The sequence below is a fragment of the Actinophytocola sp. genome (assembly GCF_045807065.1).
Classification (GTDB): Bacteria; Actinomycetota; Actinomycetes; order Mycobacteriales; family Pseudonocardiaceae; genus Actinophytocola.
On sequence record NZ_JBJMIE010000097.1, the window covers coordinates 1 to 15,799 of the forward strand.

At 71.0% G+C, this 15,799-nt stretch carries 8 protein-coding genes and 1 pseudogene; 3 read left to right on the forward strand and 6 right to left on the reverse strand.

What is annotated here, in order from left to right; genetic code table 11:
- Both ACJ73U_RS05635 and ACJ73U_RS05640 read right to left on the reverse strand, forming a co-directional pair.
- Nucleotides 1-4,973 (reverse strand): LamG-like jellyroll fold domain-containing protein (locus tag ACJ73U_RS05635; RefSeq protein WP_407776446.1); only part of this gene is annotated, 4,973 nt, incomplete at its 3' end.
- A 164-nt stretch (nucleotides 4,974-5,137) separates the two neighbouring features.
- Nucleotides 5,138-5,344 (reverse strand): hypothetical protein, encoded by a 207-nt coding sequence (locus ACJ73U_RS05640; RefSeq protein WP_407776447.1) that lies wholly within the window; start codon nucleotides 5,342-5,344, stop codon nucleotides 5,138-5,140.
- Between the two features lie 126 nt (nucleotides 5,345-5,470).
- Between ACJ73U_RS05640 and ACJ73U_RS05645 the strand changes: the two genes are divergently transcribed.
- On the forward strand, nucleotides 5,471-8,539 hold the full coding sequence (locus ACJ73U_RS05645; protein ID WP_407776448.1) for an ATP-binding protein: 3,069 nt from the start codon (nucleotides 5,471-5,473) through the stop codon (nucleotides 8,537-8,539).
- A gap of 186 nt (nucleotides 8,540-8,725) precedes the next feature.
- Nucleotides 8,726-11,116: a UvrD-helicase domain-containing protein gene (locus ACJ73U_RS05650; RefSeq protein WP_407776449.1), complete on the forward strand. Its 2,391-nt coding sequence runs from the start codon at nucleotides 8,726-8,728 to the stop codon at nucleotides 11,114-11,116.
- A gap of 177 nt (nucleotides 11,117-11,293) precedes the next feature.
- Here the strand turns inward: ACJ73U_RS05650 and ACJ73U_RS05655 are convergent, their stop codons facing one another.
- From ACJ73U_RS05655 to ACJ73U_RS05665, 3 genes are all read right to left on the reverse strand, one after another.
- Nucleotides 11,294-12,784: an RICIN domain-containing protein gene (locus ACJ73U_RS05655; RefSeq protein ID WP_407776450.1), complete on the reverse strand. Its 1,491-nt coding sequence runs from the start codon at nucleotides 12,782-12,784 to the stop codon at nucleotides 11,294-11,296.
- A 308-nt stretch (nucleotides 12,785-13,092) separates the two neighbouring features.
- Nucleotides 13,093-13,254 (reverse strand): hypothetical protein, encoded by a 162-nt coding sequence (locus ACJ73U_RS05660; protein ID WP_407776451.1) that lies wholly within the window; start codon nucleotides 13,252-13,254, stop codon nucleotides 13,093-13,095.
- Between the two features lie 350 nt (nucleotides 13,255-13,604).
- Nucleotides 13,605-14,198 carry a TetR/AcrR family transcriptional regulator gene (locus ACJ73U_RS05665; protein ID WP_407776452.1) on the reverse strand — a complete coding sequence of 198 codons (594 nt, stop codon included), beginning with the start codon at nucleotides 14,196-14,198 and terminating at the stop codon, nucleotides 13,605-13,607.
- 122 nt (nucleotides 14,199-14,320) lie between these two features.
- Here ACJ73U_RS05665 and ACJ73U_RS05670 point away from each other — a divergent pair, with 122 nt between their 5' ends.
- A complete protein-coding gene (locus ACJ73U_RS05670; RefSeq protein ID WP_407776453.1) occupies nucleotides 14,321-15,526 on the forward strand; it encodes an FAD-dependent oxidoreductase in 1,206 nt (401 codons plus the stop codon).
- Between the two features lie 155 nt (nucleotides 15,527-15,681).
- Here the strand turns inward: ACJ73U_RS05670 and ACJ73U_RS05675 are convergent.
- Nucleotides 15,682-15,799 (reverse strand): annotated as a pseudogene (locus ACJ73U_RS05675) (alpha/beta hydrolase); the annotation flags it as partial.

A 15,799-nucleotide genomic window follows, 5' to 3' on the forward strand; every position in this document is an offset into this window, starting at 1 on the left:
CACTCCCCCGTCGACGCGGTCTCGGTCGAGTCGAGGATCGTCACCGCGTTTCCGGGGTTGTCGGCGTCCACGGTGGGCACCAGGGCCATCCACTTCTTCGTGTCACCGTGGTAGGCCAGGGAGAACGTGCTCAGGCGGTTGCCGTCCTGCCCGAGCGCCACGAGGTTGCCGGTGGCGGAGTTGGTCAGGTACACCCAGGCGGCGACCGTGAAACTCCTCGCGGTGTCGACGACCGGTCCGCTGGTCTGCGCGTAGCCGGACGTGCCGTCGAGGTTCAGCGCGGCGGGCCCGTTGCGGCCGCCGACCCAGTCGGCGCCGCCCTTGAGCGTCGCGGTCATGCCCCGCCCGCTCGAGTCGTTCGCGGTGGTGCCGGTCCTCTCGTCGAAGTTCCACGCGCCCGCGTCCGGCACCGGCAGCGACGCGGTGCCCGCCTCCGCCGGGTAGGAGTGGAACAGCGCGGACACCCGGATCTTGTCCAGCTGTCCGGTGTAGAGCCGGACGTCGTCGACCGAGCCGTTCCAGTACTCCGCGGCCACTCCCCTGGCCTTGCCCCGGCCGAGCACCAGGCCGCCCGACGCCTGCCACGGCGTGTTCAGCGTGCCGTCGCCGACCCGGGTGCCGTTGACGTACAACCAGATCTTCTTCGTCGCCGGGTCGTAGACCCCGACGAGGTGGGTCCAGTTGACGTCCGAGGGCTGCGTGGACACGGCCGCCTGTGTCACGGGCGCGCCGTCCGAGTCGGACTCGGGCATCTCGAACATCCACACGCCGAGCGGGTGGGCGGCGTCCTTGAGGTAGCCGAGCCGGAACTTGCTCGTGGCCGCGCCGTCGATGCTGACCGCGGTCATCCGGCAGCACGCCCTGGCCGGCATGCGCACCCACGCCGACACCGTGAACGCCTGGTCGGTGCGCAGGTCCACCCCGGTCGTGGTGGCCGCGTCGCCGTCGCCGTCGAACGTGGCCGCGTTGCCGACCCGGCCGGGTGTGAACGTGGTGTTGCCGGTGAGCGTCGCGCCGCGAGCGCCCACGGCGTCGGCGGCGTTGCGGCCGCTGGACTCGTCGAACGGGTACTCGTGCACGAGCGCCAGGTCCCGCCCGGCCATGGCCTGGATCTCCGAGGCGAACAGGGTCCTGGAGTAGACCGACACGTCGTCGACGGCCCCCGTGAAGTACTCCACCGGGGCGCCCGCCCACTTGGCGCGGCCGATCTGCAGGCCGCCGGAGGGGTTCCAGCTCTGCGTGTGCGCGGCCGAACCGGCCAGCACGCCGTTGACGTACAGCTGGATCTGGTGCGCCCCGGCGTCGTACACGGCGACGAGGTGCGTCCACTGTCCCAGTTGGACGGTGCCGCCGAAGACCTCGTCCCTGCTCGCGTTCGGGTCGTCGCTGTTGAACGTGACGAACGACCAGTGCCCGTCGTCCTTGGCCCGGACCTTGAACGCGCTGATCTTGGTCCCGTCCTCGGACACGACCGCCGGGAGCCCGCCGAGCCTGTCCACCCTGGCCCAGGCGGCCACGGAGAAGCTGCGGTCGGCGTCCACGACGTGCGGGGCGCTGATCCACTGCTGGGCGGTCGCGTCGAAGCGGGCCGCCAGGTCCGAGGAGTCCGGCATGCTCGCCTGCCCGGCGGTGTAGGTGGTGCCGTTGACCGTCGAGCCGTTCGCACCGCCCGGCACCGAGTTGACCGCGTTGCCGTCGAGCTTCCAGTCGGCGAGCATCACGTCGTCGGCGCCGATGATGCCGCGGATCTCGTCCGCCGACAGCACCCTGCTGTACGCCCGGACCTCGTCGATCGAGCCGTGCCAGGGGTTGCCGAGGACCCCGGCGTCCTTGTTCCGCCCCACGACCATCGGGCCGGTGGCGTTGAAGGCCATCTTCTTGCTCGTCGTCCCGGCGAGGAAGCCGTTGACGTAGATGCGCAGCGTGCCGTTCGGCGCGTCGTACACCGCCGCGAGGTGTGTCCACTCGCCCAGCTTCGCGGGCACGTCGCTGACGATCGCCGCGTCGCCGGCGTGCGGTGTCGTGTCGCCACCGAAGCTGTAGACCTCCCACTTCGGGCCGCTGTCGAGGTTGCGGTAGCCGACGAGGAACGCGGAGTTCACGTCGCCGTCCTGGGAGAGCGCCACGGAGATGCCGCCGGTCTCCGGGGACCGGTCCAGGCGGGCCCACAACGCCACCGAGAAGCTCTGGTCGGTACGCAGCACCGGGCCGTCGGTCTGCGCGACGTCGCCCTGGTCGTCGATCTGCAGCGCGCCGTGCACCGCGCCGTTCTGCGCGAAGTGCGCGCCGCCCCGCAGCACCGCCTTGCTGCCGCCCGGCACGGCGTTGGCCGCGGTGGTGCCGCTGGTCTCGTCGAACTTCCAGTACCCGACCTGGACGTTGTCCCGGTTCACCGCGGCGGCGATCTCCGCGTCGGACACGACCCGGTCGTAGATCTTCACCTCGTCGATCGAGCCGGTGACGAAGTCGACGTCCGGGTGCGAGTCCCACATCGTGCGGCCGATCCGGACGGGTCCGCCCGAGTTCTCCGGCGCCACGTTCGCCTTGGTCACGGTGCCCGACGGCACGCCGTTGACGTACAGGCGGAGCTGGTTCGCCGGCGCGTCGTACACACCGGTCACCTGCGTCCACGTGTTCGCCAGCGCCGGCGACGCCGACCACACGAGGTCGGCGTTGCCCGCCACGGCGTCGGGATCGGCCATGGCGAACACCCACCGGCCGCCGTTGTCGGGCCGCCACCACAGGTCGAAGCCGGCGAACGTGGTGCCGTCCTGGCTCACGATGGCCTGCGCCCCACCCGTCGGGTCGATCCTGGCCCACGCGGACACCGTGAAGCTCGTGTCGGTCCGGACGGTGTTGGTCGTGGTCACGTAGCCGGTGCCGGTGAACGTCGCGGCCGTGCCGACGGCGCCGGGCGTGTAGCTCACGCCGCCGGTCACCGTGCCGTGCCGGTCGCCGAGGTAGGCGGTGTCCTTGGCGTTGCCCTCGAACGAGTACTGCGCCATCGCGCCGCTGCCGGGCCGGACGTAGAGGTGCAGGAGCGTTTCGGGGCTGGGGTTGCCGGCCCGGTCGAAGCTGCGCACCGACAGGCTCTGCGGCCCGTCGCCCGGCGGCGTCGTGGCGACGGTCGCCTTGCCGCCCAACGCGTCCGCGTCGACCGGGACGGGCGGCCGGCCGCTCCAGCTGTACTCGAAGTGGTCGATGTCGGCGACCCCCGCCGAGTCGAACGTGAAGGTCCCCGGCACGTCGACGCCACCGTGCCAGCGGTCGTCGGGTTGGTACAGCCCGGCGGTGACCTTCGGCGGCGTCGTGACGCCGGTCCGGTCGACGACGAACCCGGGCCCGGAGCGGGCCGGTCCGGTGTCGGTCAGGTCGTCACCGTAGAGGGTCCAGCTGATCTGCTGCCCGTTCCTGTCGCGCAGGTCGACGTCGGTGGTGAACAGGTTGCCCTGGTTGATGGTCGGGCCGTCGTGGTGCTCGGTCGTCGAGCCGTTCTTGATGTCCCAGCGCGCCGTGACGTTGTCGCCGTCGCCGTCGCCGATCCGGCCCTTCAGGCGGATGACGTCGTCACGGACGTAGCTCTTGCCGTCGCACCACCTGCACACCGGCCGGTTCGGCTCGGTGGTCAGCTCGGTCGGCGCGCTCGGCACGATGTTGTAGCGGGCCCTGATCCGCGTGGCACCGGCGTCGTAGCGGCGCCACGCGTAGTTGTTGACCTCGTCGGTGGCGCGGAGGTAGTACGCCGACCAGCTCGACGGGCTGTAGTACCCGCCGACGTTGAACTCGATGCCCTTGTTGCCGGCGCACGAGCCGCCCCACGCCGCCTGCGCGGTCTGCCTGTCGACGTACGTGCTACCGGGCTGGTTGTTCCAGGTCAGCCCGGCGCCGAAGGTCGAGTTCGAGATGAACAGCTGGTGCTCGGCCGTGTCGCAGCTCGGACTGTGCAGGATGGTCGCGGCGAACTTGACCTCCAGGACGTGCTTGCCGCCGAGGAAGCTCGTGTCGAACTGCCAGTACGTGCGGCCGGTGCCCATCTTGTTGCAGCCGTCGAGGCCCTCGCACGAGCCGACCTTGGCGTACCCGTCGTCCGGCCCGCCGTAGAAGTAGGGCTGGTCCCTGTGCCCGGTGAACACCTTCGCCCAGTCGCTGCGGTCGAAGGTGTGCCAGTCCGGGTCGATCGTGATCGGGAAGGCGGCCGCGGGGTCGGTCAGCAGCCCCTGGTCCGGGACCATGGTGAGCGTCGTGCCGTCCAGCTCCAGGCCGACCGGGGCGGTGCGCTCGTCCGACGCGTCCCACATCGTCGCGGGCGGGGTGTCGTAGACGACGTTGCCGCCGGCGTCCTTCGCGGTCAGGGCGTTGTCCTTGACGGACAGTGCGAGCCCGTCGGCCCTGACGCCGAGCGGGATCCGCGTCAGCGCGCGGGCCGCCGCCCTGTTCCTGACGACCAGGTGCTGGGACACGCTGGTCGCGGTCGCGGTCAGCTCCAGGTCGACGCCGGGTGAGACGTCGCGGTAGGTGGCGGTGGGCCCGCGCAGCGTGGGCGCCGGAAGCGTGCCCGGCCAGCGCACGGCGATGGGGCCGTAGGCCAGCAGCGGCTGCTCGGCGCCGCCGCCGGACAGCGCGACGTTCGTGGTCACCGCCCTGGGCGCGATCGCGCCGCCGGCGGTCCTGGTGAGGGTCGGGTCGACGGGCACCCAGGTGCCACCGCGGCGGATCTGCATCGGCTGGGCGCTCAGCTCGGCCAGCATCGTGCCGTCCGGCAGCGCGGACACCTTCCTGGTCGGCGTGCCCAGCGACGTGACCACCACCGGCTCGTGCTGCCGCCTGGCCGCGGCCACGGCGGCGTTCTGGTCGGCCGTCTCGGTGATCCGGGGGAACGGCGAGGTCGGCGACCCCACCTGGTCGGCCACCACCACACCGAGGACGAGCCCCACCCCCAGCACCACGACCAGCAGCGTTCTTCGCCAGGTCATCGACTCATCCCCCAAGCTCGGGTCAGCACAGCCGAGAGGAGTAGACCGAGCCGGCCTTTCACATCCCTGACACCCACGACGTCCGGTGACAGGGGACCGTCGGCGCACCCGCGGTTCCACCCCCCGGGCCCGGGGATCGTCCGGCCCGGAGGGGAACGGCGGTCCTACCCCAGCATCCCGATGACGACGAGCACGACCACGATCAGGAATACCACCCCGAGCACACTCCCGACCACGCTGCCGCCACCCCCTCGGCTCGCGTGCTGGTGGTTGTGCAGGGCGCGGTGGTTGGCGTCCACGTTCTGCTGGTGGCCGTGCGCCGCGTTGTGCCGCGAAAAGTTCTGTGCGCCTGAGTTGAACGGGTTGCTCATGGTGAGTCCTCCCTGGAGTTTCGTTTCCCAGCACAATGTCGCCGACGCCGGACGGGTCCACCACCGACGCCGAAGAACCGAACGGTTTCGCCGCTAAGCTGACTTCCGTGGGGTGGAGGGGCGAACGTGGCACGACTCGACGATGACGACCACCTCCGGCGTCAGCTGCGGACGCTGCAACGGGTCGTGGGCAGCCCCACCGACGCGGCGCTGGCCCGCCGCAGCGGCGTGGGCGCGGCGACGTTCTCCGAGGCGATGTCGGGCAGGCGCGGACTGCGTGACGAGTTCGTCGCCAAGGTCATCTCCGGCTGCGTGGCGATCGCCCGCGCGGGCGGCAGGACGGGCCTCGACGAACAACGCGTCCTGGACGCCCTGCGGCTGCCCGGCCACACCGCGGCCGACAGCGGCATCCTGGAACGCGACGACGACCTGAACCTGTGCTCGTCCGCGCTGGAGGACGTGCGCGGGCGCGCGGGCGCGACCATCGCGATCGAGGGCGCGGCGGGGATCGGCAAGTCCGAACTGCTCGCGCGCGTGTGCGCGGAGAGCGCGGTCCGGGGAGTCACGCCCCTGCTGGTCCGTGGCGGCCAGCACGACCAGACGCTGGCCTTCGGCGGCGTCCGCACGCTGCTGGGGCGGTGGGTCGCCGGTCACAACGCCCGCGACCGGCAACGGCTGTTCGCCGGCGCGGCCGCGTTCGCCAAGGTGCCGCTCGGGCTGCCCCACGCGCGGCGCGGCTCCGTGATCGGCTTCATCGAGGCCCTGTACTGGCTCGTCGTCAACGCCACGAACGTCGTCGAGCGGGACGACGCGCTGCTGTTCGCCGTCGACGACGCGCACTGGTTGGACGAGGAGTCGCTGAACTGGCTGTCGTACCTGGCGGACCGGCTGGCCGGCCTGCCCGTCGTGGTGGTGCTCGCCTACCGGCCGGACGAGGGAGCGGCCGCTGCGGCGCTGAGCCGCATCGCCCTGCACGCGACCCGGACCATCCGGCCCCGCCCGCTCAGCCTCGACGCCGTTCGCGCGGTCGTCGGCCGCGGTCTCGGTTCGCCGGGGGACGTGCCCGACGAAAGCTTCTGCGCGGCGTTCCACCGGCACAGCGGCGGCAACCCGTTCTACCTGCGGGGGATGCTCGACCTCGCCCGCGAGCGCCGGCTCGCGCCGACCACCGCGTCCGCCGCCCAGGTCGCCGCCCTCACGCCACGTCAGGTCGTGTTGCACCTCACCGAGCGGCTGGACGGCCTCGGCCCGGCGGCCCGGCGCCTCGCCAACACGATCGCGGTGTTCGGCCGCGGCAGCCCGCTCGACCACGTCGTCCGGTTCGCCGGTCTGACACCCGACGAGGGCAGGCGTGCCTACGACCAGCTGTGCAGGGCCGCGATCCTGGTCGACCAGCCGAGTGCGGACTTCCGGCACCCGATCATCCGCGGTGCCGTCTACGACGCCATCGACCCCACCGAGCGCAGCGACGCCCACCTCGCGGCCGCCCGGCTGCTGCACGAGGACGGGGAGGACGCCGAACTCGTCGCGGCACACCTGTTGCACGTGCGCACCGCCGCGGACCCCTGGGTGGTCGACCGCCTCGTCGCCGCAGCCGTCGAGGCGATGGGCTCGGGCCTCGCGGGCACCGCCGCGCGTTACCTCGGCCGCGCCGTCGCCGAGCCACCCGCGCCCGACCGGCGCTGCGAGGTGCGGACACGCCACGGCCAGGCGCTGGCACTCGGCGAGATGGCCGCCGCGCTGCCCGAACTGCGTGCCGCCTACGACCTCGCGCTCGACGACGCCCAGCGCACCGAGGCGGCGATCGCACTCGCCAAGACCCACGGTTACGCCAACCAGCTGGGCGACGCGGTCCGGCTCCTCGACCGCGCACTCGACCACTGCGCGGACGAGGAGCTGCGCGGCCACCTGCGGGCCGAGCAACTGCTGTGGGCGGCGTGGTGGGCCGACGACCCGCACCGGGCGGAACGCAGGCGGTTCCTCGACGAGACCGCCCCGGCCCTGCGTGGTGACAACCACCTGGAACGGCTGCTCATCACGTTGTGGGCCTGGAGCCTGGTGCAGCGTGGACTGCCCCGGAAGGACGCGGCGGCCGCCATCGAGCCGGTGCTCCGCGACGGTGTGACGTTCGCCGACCTCGACCAGGGCATGGAGGTCGCCACCATGACCGCCTTCGTCCACCTGTACTCCGAGGACCTCACGATGGCGGGCCGCCTCTTCGACCAGGCGGTCCGCGAGTTCGACCGCGACGGCTGGCGCGGCACCCACCTCGCCTTCGCCCGGGTCCACCAGGCCAACGTCGCCCTGCGGCAAGGTCGCCTCGCCGACGCGCTGGTCGACGCCGACACCGCCGTGCGCCTGGCCGAGCGCACCGGCTCCGGAACTCCCGCCGAGCACTTCGCGACCGGCACGCTCGTCGAGACACTGGTGGCCCGCGGTGACCTGGACCGTGCGACCGCGATCTGCGCGGCTCGCGGCTACGGCGGTGTCCAGCCCGACGCCCTGATCCTGCCGATCCCCTGGAGCGTCGTGGGCAGCCTCGAGCTGGCCCGGGGCGAGACCAGGAAGGCGGCGACCACACTGCGCCGGGCCGGGCAGTGGCTCGAACACGCGCAGCTGCCCAATCCCTCGCTGAGCCCCTGGCGCTTCGACCTCGCCAGGGCGCTGCGCCACACGTCTCCCGACGAGGCACAGGAGTTCGCGGAGATCGGCAGGCAACGCGCCGACGTCTTCGGCAGCCCCCTGGTCCGCGCCCAGGCCCTGCGAACCCTCGCCGTGCTCCGCCCACCCGCGGCGGTCGACCTGCTCCACGAGGCCGCCGACCTCCTGCGCGACGGCCCGAACCGGCTGGAACACGCCCACGTCCTCGCCGACCTCGCCACCGCGACGGCCGGGCGCGGCCACGACGCCACCGGGCCGCTGTCCGAGGCGCTGGCCCTGGCCGACGAGTGCGGCGCCCTGTCCCTGCGAACCACGCTGAGCCGAAAGCTCGGCGCCGAACCCCGCCCCCGCAGGGTGAACGCCCTCACCCCCCGCCAGCAACGCGTCGCCCGACTCGCCGCCGACGGACACTCGGACGCCGAGATCGCCTACAGCATGGTCCTCGAACTCGACGCCGTCACCACGCTCCGCCACGACGCGCAGCGGATCCTCGGCACCGGCTCACGGGCGGAACTGCGCAGCGCGCTGAGCTGAGCCTGCCTTCTTCTCGACGCCGGTCATGGCGCGAAGGCAGCTCGACGCCGTTGTTCGGAGTTGGCATCGCGTGCAGTTCGTGCGTTCATGCGTGCAGTGATCACCCGTTTGCCCGGGACAGCTCGGCTTCGGGCCGCCTACGATCATCCGTTGACCTGGACAACGGATTGTTCCGGAGAGGTGAGAATGGCCTTCGCGCCGACCGAGGAGCAGGTGGCCGCCGGCGATGTCTTCGTCGCGGGCCGCGATCTGGCGTTGGTCGCGGGGGCGGGTACGGGAAAGACCGCGACTCTGGTGATGATGGCCGCCGCCACGCGCAAGCGCGGATTGTACGTCGCTTTCAACAAAGCCATCGCCGACGACGCGCGGCGGCGATTCGGGGCCAATGTCGAGTGCCGGACGGCACATTCCCTCGCCTTCCACGCTGTCGGGCGTTCCTACCAGGACCGGTTACGCACCCAGGCGCGGATTCCCGCGGCGCGGACGGCGCAGCTGCTGGGAATCACGCGTGACCTGTCGATCGGCGGGCACAGCGTCACGGTGAACCACCAGGCCCGGCTGGTGATGGGGATGATCCGGCAGTTCTGCTACTCCACCGACCGCCAGGTATTGAGCCGCCATCTCGAGCTTGTCAACGGGCTGGACGACCGCGGGCAGGAGTACCTGGCCGTGACCCTGTTGCCGTTCGCGGTGAAGGCGTGGGACGACATCCGCTCGCACCAGGGGCGGCTGCGGTTCGAACACGACCACTACATGAAGATGTGGGCGTTGACCGAGCCGGTGCTGGGCGCCGACTTCGTGCTGCTCGACGAGGCGCAGGACACCAACCCGGTGCTGGAGGAGATCTTCCTCGACCAGCGCGCCCAGCGGATCTGCGTCGGCGACCCGGCTCAGCAGATCTACGGCTGGCGCAGCGCCAGGGACGTGATGACCGGGTTCCCGGCGGAGTCGATGCACCTGACCCGGTCCTTCCGGTTCGGCCCGCAGATCGCCGCCGTGGCCAACCGGTGGCTCGGGCACGCCGAATCGGTCATGCGCCTGACCGGCTGCGGCGGGGACGCCTCGCGCATCGGCGACATCAGCCACCCCGACGTGGTGCTCTGCCGGGGCAACGCCGACGCCATGAAGGAAGTGCTGGCCTTCCTCGAACGCGGGGTGCCGGTCGCGCTCGCGGGCGGCGGCGACGCGATGCTCAGGGTCGCCAGGGCGGCGGAGGAGCTCAAAGCCGGCAGACGCACGAGCCACCCCGAACTGTTCCTGTTCGGCTCGTGGGGCGAGGTGCAGGACTACGTCGAGCACGACCAGGCCGGCCAGGACCTCAAGGCCATCGTGAAGCTGGTCGACACCTACGGGGCCGACGACATCATCCACGCGGTCAACCGACTGTCCGAAGAGGACAACGCGCGGGTCACCGTATCCACCGCGCACAAGGCGAAGGGCCGGGAATGGGACAGCGTCCGCATCGGCAGCGGGTTCACCGCTCCCCCGGTGGACGAGGAGGGAACGCAGCGCGCACTACCGGCCGCCGAGGCCCGCCTGGTCTACGTCGCGGTCACCCGGGCCCGGCGCCGCCTCGACCCGGCCGGCATCGCGTGGATCGACGACTACGAGAAGGACGCGGCGGCCGCGAAACCGCCCCTGGTCACGCTCAGCCTCACCGGTCAGCTCAGGCACGACGAAGCACCGGTGTCGCGGTTCATGGCGCAACACCTGCCGCACGCCCTCGCCGTGCAGCGCGACTACGTCCGCCGCCTGGCCGGGTTACCGCACCCGGTACAGCCCATCGACGTGCGGTACCCCAACTGGTCGGCGCTGGGCCACACCATCGACTACCGGCTGCGGCTGGCCTTCGGCGGCACTCTCGGCCCCGCCGTCACCCAGGGCGTCGCCATCCTCGCGGACGGCGCTCCCCTGCGCGGCGCACCGGGACGCGCGGGGCGGCACGCGCTCGTCGTCACGGGACGACACCTGTTGTCCACTGTGGACGAGTGGCTCGCCGGTCGTCGCCGGCTCACCGACGAGGCCCTGACACGGCTCTGCTACGTCGCCTCCTTCTTCGAGGACATCTACCGCACCGGGCAGCTCCGCAGGTACAGCATGCTGGCCGAGGCCGGCACCGCCACCAGCCTGGACCACCTCACCGCAAGCGTTCCCGACCACGTGATCGCCGATATCGCCCAGCAGATGAGCCTCGCCCGGACGCCGCTGGCGCACTACCGCACCCTGCGGCCGACGGCCAGGGTCTGCGGCCCGACCTTCACGGGGAGCAGCGACGTCCCCGCCGACGCGGACCTCATCCTCGACGGCCTCCTCTTGGACTGCAAGGCGACCCGCGAACCGCGAAAGCTCGGACGCGAGGAGGTCTACCAACTCGCCGGCTACCTCCTGCTCGACTACGACGACCAGTACGGCATCGACAGCGTCGGGCTCTACCTCTCCCGGCAGGGCGGACTGATCACGTGGAGCGTGGCGGACTTCCTCCGCGAGCTCGGCGCGACCGCGCCACTCCCCCGCCTGCGCGCGAACTTCCGCGACCACCTCCGCGCGGCGATCGCGCAACACCGCCGCACGCGGTAGCGAACCGGCGGTCCGGGACATCCGCCGGCGAACTGTCCCCGGGAGAGCTACACCGCGAGTGTCCACTCGGCCATCCGGGCTGTAGCTTTCCCAGCGGCCGCAACGCTTGGGTTGCGGACCTGGCGAAGGAGGACGATGAGCGGCGACGGGTCACCGCGGTGATCGGAGGGCGTCCGTCTACGATCTCGCGGTCCGCAGCCACTGCTGGTTGGTGTTCGTGCCGCACGCCCACTGGATCACGCGGGCGCTGTCGGCCGTGGAGGCACCGTTGACGTCGAGGCACTTCCCGCTGTGCCGGGCGACGACGCGGACGTAGCCGCCGCCGCTGTCCTGGAACTGCCACTGCTGGTTGGTGCCGGTGCCGCAGGTGTACTGGATCACCTGGGTGCCGTCGGCGGTGGCGCCATCGGCCACGTCGAGGCACAGCCCGCTGTGCCGCGCGACGAGTTGCACGTAGCCGTTCCCGGCGTCCCTGGCCGACCACTGCTGGTTGTCGCCGCCGTTGCAGGTGTACTGGATGATCTGCGCGTTGGCGGCGGTGCTGTCGCCTGTCACGTCGACGCACTTGCCCGAGTGCCGTGCGACCAGCTCGACGTACGCTCCGCCGCCCGCTCCGCCCACCACGCCGGTCTCCGTGTCGATGGTGATCTGGGGCTGCCAGTCCATGACGAGAGTGGTGTCGCTCGGGAACCGCAGCGGCAGCCAGGTGTACTGCGAGTCGGCGTAGGTGCCGCCGAACCCCGGTCCCCACCGGTCCCCCAGGTACAGGTAGGAGGTGGTCTGGCTGCCCTGGATCGGCAGCACGAACGCGGTCTGTGACCCGTACGCGGTGGAGTCGCCGACGTTCTGCCACGCGCTCCACGGTCCGGTGATGCTCGTCGCGGTGGCGTACTTCTGCTGGTTCGGGTTCCACCCGGTGGCCCCCGAGGTCAGCATGAAGTAGACGCCGCCGCGCTTGAACAGCGCCGGGGCCTCGCGGACGTCGCCCGGCCACACCCGCACCAGCGCCGCGACGCCGGTGTAGTCGGCGGTCAGCCGGTACACGTGCAGGTCGGCGTTCTCGTTGGCGGCCGACACCATGTACCCGGTGCCGTCGTCGTCGACGAACGCGGTGATGTCACGGGACATGTACTGGTTGAACGGCCGGAAGCTGCCGAGGTAGGTGTAGTTGCCGTCGATCGTGCTCGAGGTGGCCACCGCCGCCCGTGCCTGCGTGTAGTCCCCGGCGTTCTCTTTGTGCATCCACATCACGAACTGTGCGGTCGAGCGGTTGTAGATGACCTTCGGCCGTTCGACGTTGGCCCGGTTCAGCTCGGACGCCGACGTCTGGGTCAGCGCGTTGTTCCGGAACTCCCACGCCTTGAGGTCCCGCGACCGGTAGACGGCCACGGCGCGGAACGAGCTGTCGGCGTTGCGGCTCTCGCCGAACCAGTAGAAATAGTCGCCAACCTTGATGATCCCGCCCCCGTGGGCGCTCACGACGTTGCCGCCCGTGTCCCGGAACTGGGTGCGGTTGGTGACGGTGACCGTGGCGGCACCGGCTTCTGGCGCCGGGCCGACCACGGTCAGCACCCCCGCCAGTCCCGCCACCAGGACGAGCAACACCGCGAGGTGACGGTTCGCGAGCAGCCGCGACCGCGGACACGAGAAACGAGCGCAGGACGACACGGGAACTCCTTCGCGTGCGGGATCCGCCGGAGCCAACCTTCGTGACCAGATGTTAGCGTTAACAATTCCTGTGTCATACCGCCGACAGAGCTACAGAAGTCGAGTCAGGTGATTCGTTGGCAGTTGTCGTGTGCCGAGCCCAGGCCGCGAGGTTGGAGAAGGTCAGGATTACCGTGGTTCTGGTGCGATCGTGAGACAGGTCCGGGCGAGGAGGCTTTCGCCTCCGTCGCGGCGAAAGCCCGGTTGTTCGCAACGAGCGGCTCCGCGTTCTTCACGGTATGCGAGCGTAGGCGGGCCGAGTCGGTGGTTCAGGCCTTCTCCGCGGTCAGGTCGCCGGGCATGACCGTGGCGATGAGGCCCGCGACGAACTGCGGCACGTCCTCGGGTGCGAGTACCAGTCGTGGTTCGTCGCCGTTCGGGCCCTGGAAGATCTCGACCGACCGCACACCCGGATCATCCGCCGACTCCACGACACCGACGATCCTCCAGCGCCTGTGCGACGGCCGGGTGTTGGTGAAGTGGCTGAACATTGATCCGGGACTGTTCACCGCTGCTCCTGAGTGGCACGTTGTGGGCGCGCGTCCGTTGCCGGGCCTTGCCGATGGACCTGACTGCCGACGACGTTCGTGGAACGTGGAGGCAGTAGACAGGGATTACGCGCTATGACCGGCACTCTAGCCAGTTCGTCCATTGTGGCGTCCGGGATCACCCTGAGATTTCCCCCGAACGCCCCGCCACCCCCAACCCGTCATCGCCGCGATCATCCGAGTGCGTCGAGGACCGCGCTCGTCAGTCACGCGCGATCGCGGTGTGCGAGTGGTCAGCCGCGGCTCGTGGGTTCCTTCGTCATGGCCGTCCAGCCGTTGTCGAGGAGGGTGAAGATCCGGTCGAGGGCGGTCTCGGCGTCGTCTCGTCCGTGGGTGAGGGTGACGGCGTCGAGGGCGAAGTGGGCCAGTGCCTGGCAGCCGGGGTCGTCCTCGGGCAGTCCGGTGTCGGCGGCGATCGCCGCGGCCAGGGTGTTCTCGTGGCGCAGCCACAGCCGGCGGGCGTACTCGCGCAGCGCCGGCGTGGTGTCGATCAGGTGGAGGAAGTCGGGGAAGCGGGGGTCGGCGCGGACCTGCCGCGAACCGCGCAGCAGGTGGCGCAGCGCCTGGGGGATGGACTGGCCGGCGGGCCGGTCGCGGACGGCCGCGACGAGCGCGGCCTCGCGGTCGTCGCCCTGGTCGAAGACCAGCGCCTCCTTGCCGTCGGGGAAGTGCTTGAACAACGTGGTCACGGAGACGTCAGCGGCCTCGGCGACCTCCCGCACGCCGACGTCGTCGTAGCCGCGCTCCAGGAACAGCCTCAGTGCCGCGTCCGCCAGCGCCTGGCGGGTCGCGGCCTTCTTGCGCTCGCGGCGCCCCGTCTCGGTCACGTCCCCAGCCTATCGCAAAGGTTGAACAAGTAATACTGTTTAGCGGTTACACTTCTTGAGCAGTCGCACTCGACGTGGACCCCCGCCACGCGACGCCGCAGCCGAGAAAGAGGACTCAACCCATGACTTCCACGCCCCGTATCGCCATCATCGGCGGCGGCCCCGCCGGCTTGTTGTGTGCCCGCGTCCTGCAGGGCCATGGCATCCAGCCGGCGGTGTACGACGCGGACGCCGCCGTGGACTCCCGCGACCCGGGAGGGACGCTCGACCTGCACGCCGACGCCGGCCAGATCGCCTTGGAGGACGCCGGGCTGATGAACGCCTTCCTGGCGTTGGCCCGGGTCGAGGGCCAGGCCAAGAGCCGCCGGGACCACCACGGCACCGTCCTGGCCGAGTTCACCCCCACCGAGGGTGACACCGCGGCACCCGAGATCGACCGCGGCCAACTGCGGACGATGCTGTACCAGCACCTGCGACCCGACACGGTCCGCTGGGGACACAAGCTCGCGCACGTGACCCCGCTCGGCGGCGGGGTGCACCGCCTGGAGTTCGCCAACGGCGCGAGCGCGGAGGCCGATCTCGTCATCGGCGCCGACGGCGCATGGTCCAAGGTCCGCCCCCTGCTCACCGACGCGGTGCCGAGTTATCTCGGCGTCTGTTTCCTCGACGCCCGCTTCGACGACGTGGACGCCCGGCATCCCGAGGTCGCCGCGATCGTCGGCGACGGTCACATGTTCTCCACCGACGGCGACGGCCGCGCGGTGATCGTCCAGCGCAACAGCAACGGTGTGGTCCGCGGCTACGTCGCCTTCCGCGCCGAACTGGACTGGCATGTCACGGCCGGCGTGGACGTCACCGACCGCGAGGCCGTCCGGTCCCACCTGTTGCGGGAGTTCAGCGGATGGTCCGCGGTCGTGCGCCCGCTGATCACCGACAACGACAGCGACTACGTACAGCGCGCCTTCTGGGCGCTGCCCGCCCCACTGACCTGGGACCACGTCCCCGGTGTCACCCTGGTCGGTGACGCGGCCCACCTCATGGCGCCTTTCGGCGGCCACGGCACGAACCTCGCTTTGCTCGACGGCGCGGAACTCGCGCACGCCATCAACAAGGAGAGCAGTCTCGACGACGCGGTCGCCCGCTACGAGACAGCGATGTTCCCACGGTCCGGGGAACTTGCCGTCAGCTCGAACACCGCGCTCGCGCGGTTCTTCGCCACGACCTCCCCGGACGCACCCCATCTCCCCCCGGACCACGCGCGGGAACACCAGATCTACCGGACCAGGGCGGCGGAATACCGACGCCGGCAGACCGAAGGCGATCACTAGAAACCACGCGCCACACGTCTGGGGTGCCGGTGAACTGCACGCCGCGGTTGTGCGGCTGCTGGCCGCCGCTCATCGAGAGGAGGGCCGGGACCTGCCCTCGATGAGCGGTGTCCTGGCCGACAGCTCCTATCGTCTGCCGGCCTGGCGGACCGGCCTCACGTCAGGTGCCGGGCGAAGAACCGGTTCCCGCCGTCCCCCTCGAACTGCGGGACGCCGGTGTGCCCGCCCATATTGGCGTGCAGCGTCTTCTCCTTGGAGCCGAAGGCGTCGAAC